The sequence below is a fragment of the Streptomyces sp. NPDC085946 genome (assembly GCF_044540485.1).
Taxonomy (GTDB): domain Bacteria; phylum Actinomycetota; class Actinomycetes; order Streptomycetales; family Streptomycetaceae; genus Streptomyces.
The window spans coordinates 314,970-331,546 of sequence record NZ_JBITSF010000002.1; the positions used below are offsets into that span (position 1 = coordinate 314,970).

The 16,577-nt window shown below is 72.7% G+C and carries 18 protein-coding genes; 10 read left to right on the forward strand and 8 right to left on the reverse strand.

Going from position 1 to position 16,577, the window contains the following annotated elements:
• From ACIF8T_RS07045 to ACIF8T_RS07055, 3 genes are all read left to right on the forward strand, one after another.
• Positions 1-981 (forward strand): alpha-ketoacid dehydrogenase subunit beta, encoded by a 981-nt coding sequence (locus ACIF8T_RS07045; protein WP_400032005.1) that lies wholly within the window; start codon positions 1-3, stop codon positions 979-981.
• A 10-nt stretch (positions 982-991) separates the two neighbouring features.
• Entirely contained in the window at positions 992-2,395 is a 1,404-nt protein-coding gene (locus ACIF8T_RS07050; RefSeq protein ID WP_400032007.1) for a dihydrolipoamide acetyltransferase family protein, read from the forward strand.
• A 116-nt stretch (positions 2,396-2,511) separates the two neighbouring features.
• Positions 2,512-3,189, forward strand: a complete 678-nt coding sequence (locus ACIF8T_RS07055; protein WP_400032009.1) for a histone deacetylase — start codon at positions 2,512-2,514, stop codon at positions 3,187-3,189.
• Here ACIF8T_RS07055 and ACIF8T_RS07060 read toward each other — a convergent pair.
• Positions 3,186-3,623, reverse strand: coding sequence for an ATP-binding protein (locus tag ACIF8T_RS07060; protein ID WP_400032011.1), 438 nt, complete (start codon positions 3,621-3,623; stop codon positions 3,186-3,188). The two genes, ACIF8T_RS07055 and ACIF8T_RS07060, sit on opposite strands and share 4 nt — an antisense overlap.
• A 197-nt stretch (positions 3,624-3,820) precedes the next feature.
• Here ACIF8T_RS07060 and ACIF8T_RS07065 point away from each other — a divergent pair, with 197 nt between their 5' ends.
• Both ACIF8T_RS07065 and ACIF8T_RS07070 read left to right on the forward strand, forming a co-directional pair.
• Positions 3,821-4,702: a helix-turn-helix domain-containing protein gene (locus ACIF8T_RS07065; RefSeq protein ID WP_400032013.1), complete on the forward strand. Its 882-nt coding sequence runs from the start codon at positions 3,821-3,823 to the stop codon at positions 4,700-4,702.
• A gap of 5 nt (positions 4,703-4,707) precedes the next feature.
• Complete coding sequence (locus ACIF8T_RS07070) at positions 4,708-4,914, forward strand: DUF397 domain-containing protein (protein WP_400032015.1); 207 nt, start codon at positions 4,708-4,710, stop codon at positions 4,912-4,914.
• A 10-nt stretch (positions 4,915-4,924) separates the two neighbouring features.
• On the opposite strand, the gene ACIF8T_RS07075 is transcribed toward ACIF8T_RS07070, so the two are convergent.
• Complete coding sequence (locus tag ACIF8T_RS07075) at positions 4,925-5,863, reverse strand: D-alanyl-D-alanine carboxypeptidase family protein (RefSeq protein WP_400032017.1); 939 nt, start codon at positions 5,861-5,863, stop codon at positions 4,925-4,927.
• A 182-nt stretch (positions 5,864-6,045) separates the two neighbouring features.
• Positions 6,046-6,900 (reverse strand): D-alanyl-D-alanine carboxypeptidase family protein, encoded by an 855-nt coding sequence (locus tag ACIF8T_RS07080; protein WP_400032365.1) that lies wholly within the window; start codon positions 6,898-6,900, stop codon positions 6,046-6,048.
• Positions 6,901-7,158: 258 nt separating this feature from the next.
• Between ACIF8T_RS07080 and ACIF8T_RS07085 the strand changes: the two genes are divergently transcribed.
• Together ACIF8T_RS07085 and ACIF8T_RS07090 are read left to right on the forward strand one after the other, a co-directional pair.
• The gene (locus ACIF8T_RS07085; protein WP_400032019.1) at positions 7,159-7,809 is read left to right on the forward strand and encodes a GntR family transcriptional regulator; all 651 of its coding nucleotides are present in this window, start codon (positions 7,159-7,161) and stop codon (positions 7,807-7,809) included.
• Positions 7,806-9,116, forward strand: coding sequence for a nitrate/nitrite transporter (locus tag ACIF8T_RS07090; protein WP_400032021.1), 1,311 nt, complete (start codon positions 7,806-7,808; stop codon positions 9,114-9,116). The genes ACIF8T_RS07085 and ACIF8T_RS07090 overlap by 4 nt, the downstream gene beginning before the upstream one ends.
• A 79-nt stretch (positions 9,117-9,195) precedes the next feature.
• Here ACIF8T_RS07090 and ACIF8T_RS07095 read toward each other — a convergent pair whose 3' ends face one another.
• Positions 9,196-10,020, reverse strand: a complete 825-nt coding sequence (locus ACIF8T_RS07095; RefSeq protein ID WP_400032023.1) for a maleylpyruvate isomerase family mycothiol-dependent enzyme — start codon at positions 10,018-10,020, stop codon at positions 9,196-9,198.
• A gap of 233 nt (positions 10,021-10,253) precedes the next feature.
• On the opposite strand from ACIF8T_RS07095, the gene ACIF8T_RS07100 reads away from it, so the two are divergent.
• A complete protein-coding gene (locus ACIF8T_RS07100) occupies positions 10,254-11,048 on the forward strand; it encodes a carbon-nitrogen family hydrolase (protein WP_400032025.1) in 795 nt (264 codons plus the stop codon).
• Positions 11,049-11,115: 67 nt separating this feature from the next.
• Here the strand turns inward: ACIF8T_RS07100 and ACIF8T_RS07105 are convergent, their stop codons facing one another.
• Positions 11,116-11,610, reverse strand: coding sequence for an LURP-one-related/scramblase family protein (locus ACIF8T_RS07105; RefSeq protein WP_400032027.1), 495 nt, complete (start codon positions 11,608-11,610; stop codon positions 11,116-11,118).
• Entirely contained in the window at positions 11,607-12,605 is a 999-nt protein-coding gene (locus tag ACIF8T_RS07110) for a GlxA family transcriptional regulator (RefSeq protein WP_400032029.1), read from the reverse strand. Before ACIF8T_RS07110 ends, ACIF8T_RS07105 begins: the two co-directional genes overlap by 4 nt.
• 52 nt (positions 12,606-12,657) lie before the next feature.
• On the opposite strand from ACIF8T_RS07110, the gene ACIF8T_RS07115 reads away from it, so the two are divergent.
• Both ACIF8T_RS07115 and ACIF8T_RS07120 read left to right on the forward strand, forming a co-directional pair.
• Positions 12,658-13,050: a cupin domain-containing protein gene (locus ACIF8T_RS07115; RefSeq protein WP_400032031.1), complete on the forward strand. Its 393-nt coding sequence runs from the start codon at positions 12,658-12,660 to the stop codon at positions 13,048-13,050.
• Positions 13,051-13,080: 30 nt separating this feature from the next.
• Positions 13,081-14,901 (forward strand): NHL domain-containing thioredoxin family protein, encoded by a 1,821-nt coding sequence (locus ACIF8T_RS07120; RefSeq protein WP_400032032.1) that lies wholly within the window; start codon positions 13,081-13,083, stop codon positions 14,899-14,901.
• Between the two features lie 18 nt (positions 14,902-14,919).
• Here ACIF8T_RS07120 and ACIF8T_RS07125 read toward each other — a convergent pair whose 3' ends face one another.
• Together ACIF8T_RS07125 and ACIF8T_RS07130 are read right to left on the reverse strand one after the other, a co-directional pair.
• Positions 14,920-15,177 (reverse strand): DUF6458 family protein, encoded by a 258-nt coding sequence (locus tag ACIF8T_RS07125; protein WP_400032034.1) that lies wholly within the window; start codon positions 15,175-15,177, stop codon positions 14,920-14,922.
• A gap of 99 nt (positions 15,178-15,276) precedes the next feature.
• The gene (locus ACIF8T_RS07130; RefSeq protein ID WP_400032036.1) at positions 15,277-16,575 is read right to left on the reverse strand and encodes a M18 family aminopeptidase; all 1,299 of its coding nucleotides are present in this window, start codon (positions 16,573-16,575) and stop codon (positions 15,277-15,279) included.
• Between the last annotated feature and the right edge of the window lie 2 nt (positions 16,576-16,577).

Sequence of the window (16,577 nt, forward strand, 5' to 3'; positions counted from 1 at the left end):
ATGGCAGCGGAGAAGATGGCTCTGGCCAAGGCGATCAACGAGTCGCTGCGCCGCGCCCTGGAGTCCGACCCCAAGGTCCTGATCATGGGCGAGGACGTCGGCAAGCTCGGCGGCGTGTTCCGCGTGACGGACGGCCTGCAGAAGGACTTCGGCGAGAGCCGCGTCATCGACACCCCCCTGGCCGAGTCCGGCATCGTCGGCACGGCCATCGGCCTCGCCCTGCGCGGCTACCGCCCGGTGGTGGAGATCCAGTTCGACGGCTTCGTCTTCCCGGCGTACGACCAGATCGTCACGCAGCTCGCGAAGATGCACGCCCGCGCGCTGGGCAAGGTCAAGATGCCCGTCGTCGTGCGCATCCCCTACGGCGGCGGCATCGGCGCGGTCGAGCACCACTCCGAGTCCCCGGAGGCGCTCTTCGCGCACGTGGCGGGTCTGAAGGTGGTCAGCCCGTCCAACGCGTCGGACGCGTACTGGATGATGCAGCAGGCCGTCCAGAGCGACGACCCGGTGATCTTCTTCGAGCCCAAGCGCCGCTACTGGGACAAGGGCGAGGTCAACACGGAGGCGATCCCCGGCCCGCTGCACAAGGCCGTCGTGGCCCGCGAGGGCACGGACCTGACCCTGGCGGCCTACGGCCCGATGGTGAAGCTCTGCCTGGAGGCGGCCGACGCCGCCGCCGAGGAGGGCCGCTCCCTGGAGGTCCTGGACCTGCGCTCGGTCTCCCCGCTGGACTTCGACTCCGTCCAGGCGTCGGTGGAGAAGACCCGCCGCCTGGTCGTCGTCCACGAGGCGCCGGTGTTCTTCGGCTCCGGCGCGGAGATCGCCGCCCGGATCACGGAGCGCTGCTTCTACCACCTGGAGGCCCCGGTGCTGCGGGTGGGCGGCTACCACGCGCCGTACCCGCCGGCCCGCCTGGAGGAGTCCTACCTCCCGGACCTGGACCGGGTGCTGGATGCCGTCGACCGCTCGCTGGCGTACTGAGGAGAGGGTCGTGACGACGATGACGGAAGCGTCCGTGCGCGAGTTCAAGATGCCCGACGTGGGCGAGGGGCTCACCGAGGCCGAGATCCTCAAGTGGTACGTCCAGCCCGGCGACACGGTCACCGACGGCCAGGTGGTGTGCGAGGTGGAGACGGCGAAGGCCGCCGTCGAACTGCCCATCCCGTACGACGGCGTGGTCAGGGAGCTGCACTTCCCCGAGGGCACCACCGTCGACGTGGGCACGTCGATCATCGCGATCGACGTGTCGGGCGGTGCCGCGGCTCCCGCGCAGCCGGCGCCCGCCCCCGCGGCGCGGCCGGCCGAGCCGCAGCCGGAGGCCCCGGCCCGCCAGCCGGTCCTGGTGGGCTACGGCGTGGCCACGTCCGCCACCCGGCGCCGCCCCCGCAAGGGCGCCCAGGCGCCGGCCGCCGAGACCGCCCCGGCGGCCCCGCCCGAGCTGAACGGCCACGGCGGCGCCACCGCGCCCCCGGCCCGTCCGCTGGCCAAGCCCCCGGTGCGCAAGCTCGCCAAGGACCTCGGCGTCGACCTGGCCACGGTCACCCCGACCGGCCCGGACGGCATCATCACCCGTGAGGACGTCCACGCGGCGGCGGCCCCGGCGAAGGCCCCCGAGCCGGTGGTCGAGGCCCCGGCGGTCCGGCCGGCGCCGGCCGCACCGGCCGCCGCGCCGGCGCTGGTGTCGTACGACACCGCCCGCGAGACCCGGATCCCCGTCAAGGGCGTCCGCAAGGCGACGGCGGCGGCGATGGTCGGCTCGGCGTTCACCGCGCCGCACGTCACGGAGTTCGTGACGGTCGACGTGACCCGCACGATGAAGCTGGTCGAGGAGCTCAAGCAGGACAAGGAGTTCACGGGCCTGCGCGTGAACCCGCTGCTGCTGATCGCCAAGGCCCTGCTGGTCGCGATCAGGCGCAACCCGGACATCAACGCGTCCTGGGACGAGGCGGCCCAGGAGATCGTGGTCAAGCACTACGTCAACCTGGGCATCGCGGCGGCGACCCCGCGCGGCCTGATCGTCCCGAACATCAAGGACGCCCACGCCAAGACGCTGCCGCAGCTGGCCGAGGCGCTCGGCGAACTGGTGTCCACGGCACGGGAGGGCAAGACCTCCCCGGCCGCGATGCAGGGCGGCACGGTCACCATCACCAACGTCGGCGTCTTCGGCGTCGACACCGGCACGCCGATCCTCAACCCCGGCGAGTCCGCGATCCTCGCGGTCGGTGCGATCAAGCCGCAGCCGTGGGTCCACAAGGGCAAGGTGAAGCCCCGTCAGGTCACCACGCTGGCGCTGAGCTTCGACCACCGTCTGGTCGACGGGGAGCTCGGTTCCAAGGTCCTGGCGGACGTGGCGGCGATCCTGGAGCAGCCGAAGCGGCTGATCACCTGGGCGTGACGGGGCCGACGGCCTGATCCGCCACCGACCGCGCCTCCACGACCGGGCCGCCCCGACGCCGTCCAGGCCTCGGGGCGGCCCGGTCGCCCAGCCCGTCCTCCCGGGAGCGACCCAGCGTGAAGGCCCTGTGCAGCATCGACGCGACACGGCCGGCCGACCGGCACCCGCGGCAGGTCTGGTACACGTCCTACGGCTCCAACACGCACCTGGACCGGCTCGCCGCCTACCTCCGGGGCGGGCGCCCGCCCGGCGCGGCGAGGGAGTACCCGGGCTGCCGCGATCCCGCCCCGCCGGTCCGGTCCGTCCCGGTGGAGCTCACCGGCGCGATGTACTTCGCGACCCGGTCGCCCGTCTGGGGCGGCGGCAGGGCGTTCTACGACCCGCGGGCCGACGGGCGGGTGCTGGCCAGGGCGCACCTGGTGACGGCCGGCCAGTTCGCCGACATCGCGGCGCAGGAGATGTACCGGGGGCCGGGCCCGGACCTGGACCTGGCGGACGTGATCGACCGGGGCCGTGCCGTCCTGGGCGAGGGCCGCTACGAGACCCTCGTCTGCGCCGGGCAGGTGGACGGCCTGCCCGTCCTCACCTTCACCGCCCCCTGGCACATGAACGACGTGCCCTGGGTCCCCCCGTCCGCCGCCTACGTCCGCTTCCTGGCCGCGGGCCTGCTGTCGGCCGGAGCGTGGGACCTCGAAGCGGTCGCCTCCTACGTCGCGGCGTGCCCCGGCGCGGAGGGGCACTGGTCGGCGGAGGACATCACCGAGCTCGTGGCCGGGACGCGGGAGCCCGGCTAGGGGCCGGTGCGCCGCGTGACGTCCAGTTCCGCCCACACGGTCTTGCCCACGGTGAGCCGCTCCACGGCCCACCGGTCGGCCAGTTCGCCGACGATCAGCAGGCCCCGGCCGAACCGGTCGCCGGGCCCGGGGACGCGGTGCTCCGGCAGGCGCTCGCCCCGCGGGTCGGTCACGGCGACGCGCAGGGCGTGCCCGGTGAGCGAGGTCTCCACCCGGAACAGCCGGTCCCGCAGGCAGCCGTGCAGCAGGGCGTTCGTGCACAACTCGCCGGCCAGCAGCGCCGCGTCACCGGCGAGGCCGGGGTGTCCCCAGTCGACGGCGAGGCGGGCGATGCGTCTGCGGGCGCGGGGGATGTTCTGCGGGTAGGGGGTGTAACTGACGGTGTCGTAGCGGTCGGAGGTCTTGAAGGCTTCGGGCGGCCGGCAGTCCGACATGGGCGCACCTCCGTGGGGGAGCGGGGAGTTCGGCAGGAGGGCGGTGGCTTCGCCGTGCGCGCAGGAGTCAGGGCAGCACGGTGCACTTCCACCCCACGGTTTCTTTGAGTGTGTGGACGAATACTGACGGTAGCCTTCTGTGAGATCTGCCATCAACTGATACGGGCAGAAAACTTGATGCCCCTGGGAGGGAACAGATGGCCGGTAGGGACCCCAACCGGGGGAAGACCGTGACGACGGTGCTGGGGCGGCGGCTCGGGGGCGAGTTGCTGCGGTTGCGTGAGGCCTGTGCGCTGCGCCAGGCGCATGCCGCCGAGGCGCTGTCCGCCTCCGTCGCCAAGGTCGCGAAGATCGAACGGGGTCAGGTTCCGATGCGTGACCCCGACATCAGGGCGCTGTGCCACCTGTACGGCCAGGACGACGAGACGGCGATCGGCAGACTGCTGGCCCTGGCCAGGGCGGACCGCGAGCGGCGCAAGGCCCGTGGCTGGTGGAACCACTACCCGCAGCTGGAGGCCATGGTCGAGTACGTGGCGCTGGAGGACATCGCGACCAACATCCGGACGTGGCAGCTCGCCATCGTCCCGGGACTGTTGCAGACGCCCGACTACGCGCGAGCCCTGGCCGTCGGCAACGGCCACTGGGAGGACCCCGACGAGATCGAGCCGTTCGTCGAGTCCCGCATGGCGCGCCAGACCCGCCTCGACGGCGAGAACCCGCTGGAACTGTGGGCGGTCGTGCACGAAGCCGCGCTACGCCAACTCGTCGGCGGGCGTGAGGTCATGCGGGAACAGCTGGGGCACCTGCTGGACATGGCACGGCTGACTCACGTGAAGGTGCAGGTGCTCCCGTTCCTGGCGGGCGCGCACCCGGGCATGACCAGTGCCTTCACCATCGTGTCGTTCGCCGAGCCGGGTGCGCTGGACGTGGTCCACGTGGACACCGCCTCGTCGGCCGTCTGGTTGGAGAGCGATACTGATGCCGAGCATCACAACAGGCTTTTCGACCGGATCACGCGCCTCAGCCTCGCGCAGCGGAACTCGGTCAGACTGATCGACGGGATCCTGAAGGAGATGTAGTCGGCGTGCCTGCCTACGCGTTCGTCAAGTCCAGCTACAGCGGCGGCAACGCCGGCCAGGAATGCATCGAAGTCGCCCGCAACATCCCCGGTGCCATAGCCGTCCGGGACTCCAAGGAGGCCGGCGGGCCGGTACTCCGGTTCACGCCCCGGGCGTGGGACGCCTTCCTGGGCCAGGCCCGCCGGGCGGTCACGGCGGGCCCGGGCACCTGAGGACGGCGGATCAGTCCCGCTGCGCCCCCGACGGCAGCGTCCGCAGCTGCATCGTGCTCGCCGAGCTGCTGCCGAAGGCGTAGTCCATCAGCTTCGCGGCGTCGGTGAAGCGGTTGGTGTCGTTGAGGAGCACGCCGATGACGGTCTTGCCGTCGCGGGTGCCGGAGAAGACCAGGCAGGGCCCGGCCGGCGTGTTGGTGCCGGTCTTCACCCCGGTCGCGCCGCTGTAGGAGCCCAGCAGCTTGTTGGTGTTGTACCAGGTGTAGGTGCGGGTGCCGCCCGTGCTCGTCGTCGCGTACTGCACGGTCTTCGTCTTCTTCACGATGCCGGAGAACGTCGAGTACTTCATCGCGCTGCGGGTCAGCTTCGCGAGGTCGCGCGGCGTCGTGTAGTTCGTGTTCTGCGTCGAGTTGCCGTCGAACGAGTCGAAGTGGGTGTTGGTCAGGCCGAGGTCCTTGGCCTTGGTGTTCATCTTGCCGATGAACGACTTGGTGCGCGCCGACACCGTCGTGCCCGTGCCGAACGCGTCCGCGAGGGCCATCGCCGCGTCGCAGCCGGACGGCAGCATCAGCGCGTGCAGCAGCTGCCGGACGGAGACCTTGTCACCCGTCTTCAGGTCCGCGGTGCTCGCGCCCTTCGCGGCGACGTAGTCCCGGTAGGCCTGCTTGACGGTGATCTTGCGGTCGAGGTTCAGGTCGGGCGTGCTCAGCACCACGCGAGCGGTCATGATCTTGGTGGTGCTCGCCATGGGCCGCCTGGTGTCGGCGTACTTGCTGTAGAGCGTCGAGCCCGTCGCGCTGTTGAGCATGAACGCGCCCTTGGCGCTGACGGAGGGCGCGGTCGCCGCCTGCGCGGGCGCCGCCACGGCACCGCCCGCCAGCAGCGCGCCCGTGGCCGTCACGACGGCTGCGGCTCTGCGGATCCGTACGCCCTTGATGCCGGTTGTCACTATGAACACTCCGAGTGTGCGCGATGCCGGGACGGCACCTGCGGGAATGGCCGGGGGGAGGCGCACAGGAGACTCACGGGACGGGCGGAGGGTTGTACGGCGCGCCGGAGGAATCCGGCGGCCACGGCGAGAGGGGCCCGCCGCGCGTGCGGCGGGCCCCTCTGCGGTGTGCGGCGGCGGCCTCAGCCCAGCTGGGCGAAACCGTGGTTGAGCAGCTTCTTGGCGTCCGACGCGCGCGTGGTCCCGTCGGTGGAGGCCAGCACCGTGCCGTAGACCGTCTTGCCGTTGCGGGTGGCGGCGAAGACCAGGCAGTACTTGGCCTCCGGGCCGGAGCCGGTCTTCACGCCGATCGCCCCGGTGTAGGTGCCGAGCAGCGGGTTGGTGTTCGTCCACGGCGCCATCGTCCGGGTGCTGCCGGTCTTGGTGGTCGTCTTGGCCGTGTACGACTTGGTCTTGACGATCGTGCGGAACGTGGTGTTCTTCATCGCGTTGGCGGCCAGTTTCGTCAGGTCGCGCGGCGTCGAGTAGTTGGCGCCGTGGCCGATGCCGTCGAACGAGTCGAAGTGCGTGTTCGTCAGGCCGAGGTTCTTGGCCGTGGTGTTCATCTTGCCGATGAACGACTTCACGCGCGCCGCCCGCGTCGAGCCCGAGCCGAACTTGTCGGCCAGCGCGTACGCCGCGTCGCAGCCGGACGGCAGCATCAGCCCGTACAGCAGCTGGCGGACGGTGACCTTGTCGCCGACGATCAGCTTGGCGTTGGAGGCGTAGTTGTTGTCGACGATGTAGTCGCTGTACGCCTTCTGGATGGTGACCTTGGCGTCGAGGTTGAGGTTCGGCTGGGAGAGCACCACCTTCGCGGTCATGATCTTGGTCGTGGAACCGGTCGAACGCCGGGTGTCCGCGGCCTTGGTGTACAGCGTCTTGCCGTTCGCGGCGTTCATCGCGTAGCCGCCCTTGGCGGCGATCGTGGGCGCGGCGGCGGCCTGCGCGGGCACGGCGGAGAGGGCTCCTGCCGCGAGCACGGCGCCGGTGGTCATGGCGACGGCCGCGGCTCTGCGGACCCGGAAAGCCTGGTTGGCGGTTATCAAGTGAAATACCCCGATTGAGTCGAAGTCCCCTGAATGCGGCCGCGTTGCGGTCAAGACGAAGTGGGGCCGCACGTGTGTGACACGTAACTAGCACAGAAGGTTGTGGTGTTGCCGCGCCGGGAAGCGTTTTCCCCCACGATCGGGTGCGTCCGTCCGCATGATGGACGGGATGCATCTATGCGTACGTGTTGTATCTATCCTGTCGGCATGTCCCTCGCCGTGAAGCAACCCCCCGCTGCCGACCGCGTCTACAGCCACGTCAAGACGGGCGTCCTCGACCGTCGTTACGAGGGCGGGACCCTCCTCACCGAGGGCGAGCTCGCCGAGGCGGTGGGGGTGTCCCGCACGCCGGTGCGCGAGGCGCTGCTCCGGCTGGAGGCCGAAGGGCTGATCAGGCTCTACCCCAAGAAGGGCGCCCTGGTGCTGCCCGTCTCCGCGCAGGAGATCGCCGACGTCGTCGAGACCCGGCTGCTCGTCGAGGAGCACGCGGCGCGCAAGGCCGTACCCGCGTCCCCCGGACTCATCGAGCGCCTCGAGGCGCTTCTCGCGCGGCAGAAGGAGCAGGCCGCCGCCGGCGACCTGGCCGCCGCCGCCGTCACCGACCGCTGCTTCCACGCCGAGATCGTCCGCAGCGGCGGCAACGAGATCCTCTCCCGCCTCTACGACCAGCTGCGCGACCGCCAGCTGCGCATGGGCGTCGCCGTGATGCACTCCCACCCCGACCGGATCGCCAAGACGCTCGCCGAGCACGAGGAGATCCTCGACGCGCTGCGCTCCGGCGACGCGGACGCGGCCGTCGGGGTCGTCCACCGGCACGTCGGCTGGTTCTCGCACCTGGCCCGGGGGGAGGTCCGATGAGCGCCTCCGCCGCACGGGCCGCGGCCCTGCCCGGCGACCCGCCGGGCGGCCGGCGCGCCCTGGCCATGTGGGGCATCGGCGTCTCGGTCTACTTCGTCGCGGTCATCTTCCGCACGTCGCTGGGGGTGGCGGGCCTCGACGCCGCCGACCGCTTCCACGTGGGCGCCTCCGCCCTGTCGACCTTCTCGATCCTCCAGCTGCTGGTCTACGCGGGCATGCAGATACCCGTCGGGCTGCTCGTGGACCGGCTCGGCACCAAGAAGGTGCTGACCATCGGCGTCGTGCTCTTCACGGCCGGGCAGCTCGGCTTCGCGTTCTCCCCGTCGTACGGCATGGCGCTCGCGTCGCGGGCGCTGCTCGGGTGCGGGGACGCGATGACGTTCATCAGCGTGCTGCGGCTGGGCGGCCGCTGGTTCCCCGCCCGGCGCGGGCCGCTGGTCGCGCAGCTCGCCGGCCTGGCCGGCATGGCGGGCAACCTCGTCTCCACGCTGCTGCTGGCCCGGCTGCTGCACGGCATCGGCTGGACGGCGGCGTTCGCGGGCAGCGCGCTGGCGGGCGCCGTGGTGCTCGTGCTGGTGCTGCTGTTCCTCAGGGACCACCCCGAGGGCCACGAGCCGGAGCCCGTCCCGCACCGGGGCGCCGCGTACGTACGGCGCCAGATCGCCGCGTCCTGGCGGGAGCCGGGCACCCGGCTGGGCCTGTGGGTGCACTTCACGACCCAGTTCCCGGCGATGGTGTTCCTGCTGCTGTGGGGGCTGCCGTTCCTCGTCGAGGCGCAGGGCCTGTCCCGGGCCACGGCCGGGGAGCTGCTCACCCTCGTCGTCCTGTCCAACATGCTGATCGGCCTGGTCTACGGCCAGATCGTCGCCCGGCACCACGAGGCCCGGCTGCCCCTCGCCCTCGGCACGGTGGGCGCGACGGCCGTGCTGTGGGCGGCGACGGTCCTCCACCCCGCCGACCGGGCGCCGATGTGGCTGCTGATCGTGCTGTGCGCGGTGCTGGGCGCCTGCGGCCCGGCCTCGATGCTCGGCTTCGACTTCGCCCGGCCGGCCAACCCGCCGGAACGGCAGGGCACCGCCTCCGGCATCACGAACATGGGCGGCTTCGTCGCCTCCATGACCACGCTGTTCGCGGTCGGCGTGCTGCTGGACGCCACCGGCGACGACTACCGGGTGGCGTTCTCCAGCGTCTTCGTGCTCCAGGCGCTCGGCGTCAGCCAGATCCTGCGGCTGCGCGGGCGGGCGGCCCGCCGGGAGCGGGAGCGGCTGGTGGCGAGCCGCGTCGAGACCGTGCACGTGCCCGCCTGACGGTGCTCCGCGCCGGGCCGGGGGCGGGAGCGCGCCCGGCCCGGCGGCACGACCGCCCGCGGCCGGTGCGCGGCGACCGCTACGGCGTCACCGCGAAGTTCGCCAGGATCGCCGCCGCCAGCTCCGGGTCGCCCTCCGCCTTCACCCGGTCCCCGACCGCCTCCGGGCTCACCCGGCCGCAGGCCAGACGGACGTACGTCTCCCAGTCCAGGGTGAGGGAGGCGGCGGGGCCGAGCGCCGGGACGGTCTCCAGGGTGCCGCGGCCCTGGATGTCGACGCGGATCGTGCGCAGGAACTCGACGGGCCCGTGGACGTCGAAGACGACGGCCGAACTGCGCGGGGCACGGGCCTCCTCGGCCACCACGCGCGGCAGTTCCGCGAGCAGCACGTCGCGCGCGATGTGGGCGCCGGGGGAGTCGAGGTTGCCCGGGCGGCCCAGCGCCGTGCGCAGGTCCTGCTCGTGCGCCCACACGGCGAACGCGTGCCGCCGCATGGACTCCTCCAGCGTCAGGTCGGTGCCGAACGGGCTGCGCACCTTCGTGCCGGGGTCGCGGGACTCGTTCCGCAGCTGGCGGTTGCGGCGGATGATCATGTACTCCAGCTCGGACGTCATCTCCGGCGCCGTGTGGTGGCGGCGGACGTCGACCTGCATCTCCATGTAGCGCTGGTGCTCGTTGGTGACGTGGAACAGGTCCCGCGGGAGCGTGTGGATCGGACGCGGGTCGCCGAGCATCTCGGAGTCCAGGCCGATGACGTGGGAGACGATGTCGCGCACCGACCAGCCCGGGCACGGCGTCCGCCGGTTCCAGTCTGCCTCCACGAGCGGCTGGACCAGCTCGGATATCGCCTCGATGGAGTGGGTCCAGGCGTCGGCGTAGGGCTGGAGGGTGGGATGCAGACTCACGGAACGGGACCCCTCGGCGTTCGGTACACGGGCAGGTTGTGGCGGCTTTGCCAGTGGGAGGTGGCGGCTGTCGGCGGGTGTCTCAGACCTTCCCCCGAGTTCTCGCCTTCGCTCGAACAGGGGGGACCCCCAAGTTACGCTGCTCTGAGGCACCCCGGCAGTGCTTTCGTGTGACGATCGTAGGCCCGTGGGGAAGGCCGTGTGGACGGCTCGATGGCCAGGACGGTGGTAGTGTGCGCGCTTCTCTGATCCAAATCGCCGTGGACGAGGGCGAATCGCCGGATTCACGCCGGGACCGGATCGCCTCGCTGGTACGGCGGCAGGCCGGGGCCGACCTCGTCGTCCTGCCGGAGCTGTGGACCACCGGGGCCTTCGCCTACCAGGAGTTCGACGCGGAGGCCGAACCGCTCGAAGGACCGACGCACGAGGCGATGGCCAAGGCCGCGAGCGACGCGGGGGTGTGGCTGCACGCCGGGTCGGTCCCCGAGCGCGACCCCGACGGGACGCTCTACAACACCTCGCTCGTCTTCTCGCCCTCCGGCGAGCTCGCCGCCGCCTACCGCAAGATCCACCGCTTCGGCTTCGACCGGGGCGAGGCGGTGCTGATGGGCGCCGGACGGGAACTGGTGACGGTGCGCCTGCCGTCGACGACCCTGGGCGTGGCCACCTGCTACGACCTCCGCTTCCCCGAACTCTTCCGCGGCCTCGTGGACGCCGGCGCCGAGACCCTCGTCGTCCCGGCGGGCTGGCCGGAGCGCCGCCGGTCGCACTGGACGCTGCTGGCCCGGGCGCGGGCGGTGGAGAACCAGGCGTTCGTGCTCGCCTGCGGAACGGCCGGGACGCACGCCGGGGTCCCCCAGGCCGGTCACTCGATCGTGGTCGACCCGTGGGGCGAGGTGCTGGCCGAGGCCGGCGCCGGCGAGGAGGTCCTCACGGTGGAGTTCGACCCGGGGAAGGCGGCGGCGACCCGCGAGCAGTTCCCGGCGCTCAAGGACCGGGTGCTGGGACTGGACCCGCCGCGCCGCTGAGGACCCCGTCCGCTGAGGACCCCGCCCGCGGGGCGGCGGGCGCGCGGGGCGGCGGGCGCGCCCCCGCTCAGTCCTCCTCCCGGTCCTTCTCCGCCAGGTGGATCACGCACACCGCCACCGCCACCAGCAGCGCGGCGTCCGCGTCGTCGCGGACCACGTCGATGCCGTAGGTGTCCCGGAGGGTGAGCCAGCGGCGGGAGATCACGGCGAGGAGCTCGCCGTCGTACTCGACGGCGAACTCCCGGTCGAGGACCTTGCCGCTGACGTCGAGCTCGGTGCCGTCCGCGAGGGACACCAGGTAGTGGTTGCGCAGCAGCGACAGCCGCTTGCGCCGGATGGTCGCCAGGGGCTCCTCGCCGCGGTGGATCACCATCGTGTCCCGCAGGGCGAGCATCTTCTGGTGGATGTCGATCAGGACCCGCCCCTGGGCGTCCTTCAGCTCCCAGGTGTCCCGCAGGCGCAGCGCCTTGCCGTCGACGAGGAAGACCTTGTTGCCGCGGTCGTCCTCGATCCAGTAGTCGTCGCCGAAGCCGAGGAGCCGGTCGTACACGAGGAATCTCATGGCTTGAGCGCTTCCCCCGGGGCCGGTCCGAAACGCCGCCGGTAGGCCGATGGGCTGAGTCCCGTCCCGCGGCGCAGCCGGACGCGCAGGTTCGCGGCCGTGCCGAGGCCGCTGCGCCGCGCCACCACGTCCAGGCGCTCCTCGCCGCGCTCGATGAGCCGGCAGGCCAGGGCCACCCGCTCGGCCGTCAGCCAGGCCAGCGGGGTCGTGCCGAGCTGGGCGCGGAAACGGCGGTGCAGCGTGGCCGGGGACACGGCCGCCCGGGCGGCCAGGCCGGCCACCGTCAGCGGCTCGTGCAGCCGCTCCTGGGCCCACACCAGCAGCGGCCCCAGCGACGCGTCGGGCACGTCCGGCACCGGCCGCTCCACGAACTGCCGCTGCCCGCCGTCCCGGTGCGCGGCGAAGACGAGCCGCCGGGAGACCGCGTTGGCGAGCTCGGCGCCGTGGTCCCGGCGCCAGAGGTGCAGCCCCAGGTCGAGCGCGGCGGCGCTGCCGGCGGCGGTCAGGACCCCGCCGTCGTCCACGAACAGCACGTCCGGCTCCAGCAGGACCCCCGGGTGCAGGGCGCGGAAGGCGTCCGCCCACATCCAGTGGGTGGCGGCCCGCCGCCCGTCGAGGATCCCGGCCTCGGCGAGCGCGAAGGTGCCGGTGCAGAAGCTCACGACGCGGGCGCCACGCGCGTGCGTGCGGCGGATCGCGTCCAGGACGGCCGGCCCGCGCGGGACGACGTTGTCGGGGCGGCCCGGCACCACGAGCGTGTCGGCGCCGTCCACCGCCTCCAGCCCCGGCACCCCGGTCAGCGTGAAGAACCCGTGGTTCATCCGCACCCCGGGCGCGGGCGTCGCCAGCGTCACCTCGTACGGGGCGCGGGGCAGCCCCAGCTCCGGCCGCGGCAGCCCGAACAGCTCCGTGGCCACCCCCACCTCGAAGGGGTTGGTGCCCTCGTCGACGATGACGACGACCCGGTGCGGCGCCCGAGAGGATCCTTGCGGCATGTGCGATTCCTAGCACTCGCGCGGACCGCGCACCAGGGCCGACGATGACGCCATGACCCAGGAACCCGTCGCCCTCGCCCAGGCCCTCGCGTCCTTCGCCGACCGGTGGAGCCCCCGCATCGTCACCGCCGTCAACGACTACGACGTCCGCATCGCCAAGGTCGAGGGCGAGCACCTCTGGCACGCGCACGACCACACCGACGAGTTCTTCCTCGTCCTCGACGGCGAACTGCACATCGCGCTGCGCGAGCCGTCCGGGGAGCGCACGGTCGTGCTGCCCAAGGGGTCCGTCTTCACGGTCCCGCGCGGCACCGAGCACAAGCCCTCCGCCCCGGTCCCCACCGCGATCCTGATGTTCGAACCCACGGGCACCCCGACCGTCGGCGACCGCCACGACGAGGTCCCCGCCCACGTGGACGCGACGACGGGACACGCGCTGGGCTGAGCGCCGGCGGCGGGTGGCACCCTTGGACGCATGAACCACTCGGCACCCCGACGCGCCCGTGTCCGCGCCCCCGAGCTGATCGGCAAGGGCGGCTGGCTGAACACCGGCGGACGGCAGTACACCTTGTCCGACCTGCGCGGACGCATCGTCATCCTCGATTTCTGGACCTTCTGCTGCATCAACTGCCTGCACGTCCTGGACGAGCTGCGGGAGCTGGAGGAGAAGCACCGGGACACGGTGGTCGTCGTCGGGGTGCACTCGCCGAAGTTCGTGCACGAGGCCGAGCACGCGGCCGTCGTCGACGCCGTGGAGCGGTACGGGGTGGAGCACCCCGTGCTGGACGACCCCGAGCTCGCCACCTGGAAGCAGTACGCCGTGCGCGCGTGGCCGACGCTCGTCGTCATCGACCCCGAGGGGTACGTCGTCGCCCAGCACGCCGGTGAGGGGCACGTGCACGCCATCGAGCGGCTCGTGACGGAGCTGGAGGCCGAGCACGCCGCCAAGGGCACGCTGCGGCGCGGCGACGGGCCCTACGTGCCGCCGGAGCCGGAGCCGACGGTGCTGCGCTTCCCGGGCAAGGCGCTGCTGCTGCCGTCCGGGACCTTCCTGGTCAGCGACACCACGCGCCACCAGCTGGTGGAGCTGGCGGAGGACGGGGAGACGGTGGTGCGGCGGATCGGCGCCGGGCAGCGGGGGCTGGCCGACGGGCCGTTCGAGGCCGCGGCCTTCAACGAGCCGCAGGGGCTCGCCCTGCTGGAGGACGGCTCGGTCGTCGTCGCCGACACCGTGAACCACGCGCTGCGGCGCCTCGACCTCGCCGCCGGGGAGGTGTCCACGCTCGCCGGCACGGGCCGGCAGTGGATGCAGGGCGACGCCACCTCGGGCCCGGCCCGCGAGGTGAACCTGTCCTCCCCGTGGGACGTCGCCCGGTGGCAGGGCAGGGTGTGGATCGCCATGGCCGGGGTGCACCAGCTGTGGGCGTACGACCCGGCCGACGGGAGCGTGTCCGTCACCGCCGGGACGACCAACGAGGGGCTCGTGGACGGGCCGGGCGGCGAGGCGTGGTTCGCCCAGCCGTCCGGGCTGGCGGCGACCCCGGAGCGGCTGTGGCTGGCGGACTCCGAGACGTCCGCGCTGCGCTGGGTGGAGCCGGACGGCTCGGTGCACACCGCGGTCGGCACCGGCCTGTTCGACTTCGGGCACCGCGACGGCGCCGCCGAACAGGCGCTGTTCCAGCACCCGTTGGGCGTGACCGCGCTCCCGGACGGGTCCGTGGCGGTCGCCGACACCTACAACCACGCCCTGCGCCGCTACGACCCGGCGACCGGCGAGGTGACCACCCTCGCCACCGACCTGCGCGAGCCCAGCGACGCGGTGCTGGTGGGGGAGGACATCGTGGTCGTGGAGTCGGCCCGGCACCGGCTGACCTGGCTGCGGCTGCCGGAGGAGGCGGTGACGGTGGACGCCGTCGCCCACCGCACGCAGCGGGCCGCGACCGACGTCGCTCCCGGGCGGCTCCGGCTGGACGTGATCTTCCGGGCGCCCGCGGGCCAGAAGCTGGACACGCGCTACGGTCCCTCGACCCGCCTGCTGGTCTCCTCGACCCCGCCGGAGCTGCTGCTGCACGGTGAGGGCGCGGGAACAGACCTGTCCCGCGCCCTGGAGCTCAACCCCGAGGTGTCCCAGGGGGTCCTGCACGTCTCCGCGATGGCCGCGTCCTGCGACGACGACCCGGCGAACGAGTATCCCGCCTGCCACGTCCACCAGCAGGACTGGGGCGTCCCGGTCCGCCTCGCCGAGGGCGGGGCGGACCGGCTGCCGCTGGTCCTGGCCGGCCTGGACGAGGCCTAGGGCCGGTCGGCCCCGGGGTCAGAGGCCGTAGCCGTCGCTGTAGCCGTCCCGCGTGCGGTGGTGGGCCGCCGGATCGTCGACGACCTGGGTCGTCGTCGGCGGTACCACCACGCGCCGGCGGCGCGCGATGCTGCTGAACGTCGTGACGCCGATCAGTCCGACGATCATCAGGATGATGCCGACGAGGTCGAGGTTGACCCCCTGCATGTCCCAGTCGGTCGCGAACGTGAGGATGGCTCCCACGGCGATGAGGATGATGCACCCGCCGAGGCCCATGAGTGTCGCCTCCCTGTCCGGTCCGGTCGTTCCGGTCCGGAAATGCGGGTACCCCGGTTGTCAACCCCCATGCCGTGGAGGGCCGTTCCGGGTCCGGTCCTAGCCCTCCAGGAACGCGACCAGCGCGCGGGCCAGCAGGAACGGGTCGTCGGCGCCGCACAGTTCGCGCGCGCTGTGCATCGACAGGATCGCCACGCCGATGTCGACGGTCGTGATGCCGTGCCGGGCGGCGGTGATCGGGCCGATGGTGGTGCCGCACGGCATGGAGTTGTTGGAGACGAAGGTCTGGAAGGGCACGTCCGCCTTCTCGCAGGCGGCGGCGAACACCGCGCGGCCCGAACCGTCCGTGGCGTAGCGGTTGTTGACGTTCACCTTGAGGATCGGACCGCCGTTGACCCGGGGGTGGTGCGTCGGGTCGTGCCGCTCCGCGTAGTTGGGGTGGACGGCGTGGCCGGTGTCGGAGGAGAGGCAGACCGTGCCGGCGAAGGCGCGCGCCCGGTCCTCGTAGGACCCGCCGCGCGCGAACACCGACCGTTCCAGGACGGTGCCGAGCAGCGGTCCGTCGGCGCCCGTGTCGGACTGCGAGCCGTTCTCCTCGTGGTCGAAGGCGGCGAGGACGGGGATGTACGGCAGCCCGGCGCCGGACGCGGCCACCGCCGCCAGCGCGGCCGTGCCGGCGTGCACGGACAGCAGGTTGTCCATGCGCGGCCCGGCCACCAGCTCCCGGTCGCGGCCCAGGTAGGCGGGCGGCTCGACGGAGTGCACCATGAGGTCCCAGCCGGTGACCTGGCCGGCCCCGATGCCGGCGGTCTCCTCCAGGAAGGCGATCAGGTCGCCGTCGCGCAGGTCGTCGCCCAGGCCCCAGACCGGCTGCATGTGGCGCTGCTTGTCGAGCTTGAGGCCGTCCGCGGTCACCGTGCGGTCCAGGTGGATGGCGAGCTGCGGCACCCGCAGCAGCGGACGGTCGACGTCGACCAGGCGCGTGGAGCCGTCGCGCAGCGTCAGGCGGCCGGCGAGTCCGAGGTCGCGGTCGAGCCAGGAGTTCAGCAGGGGACCGCCGTAGATCTCGACGGCGACCTGGCGCCAGCCGTGCGCGCCGCTGTCGGGCCGGGGCTTGACCCGCAGGTTGGGGGAGTCGGTGTGCGCGCCCACGATCCGGAACGGGGTGTGCGGCGCGGCGCCCTCGGGGACGTACCAGGCGATGACGGCGCCGCCCCGCAGCACGTACTTCCCGCCGCTGGTGCCGTCCCAGGCGTCCGTCTCCGCGACCTGGCGGAACCCGGCCTTCTCCAGCCGCTCGGCGGCGTTCGCCACGGCGTGGTAGGGCGTGGGGCTCGCCGCCAGGAACGTCATGAGGTCGTCGGTGTGGCCGCGGTCGAAGCGAGTGCCTGTGGTCATGG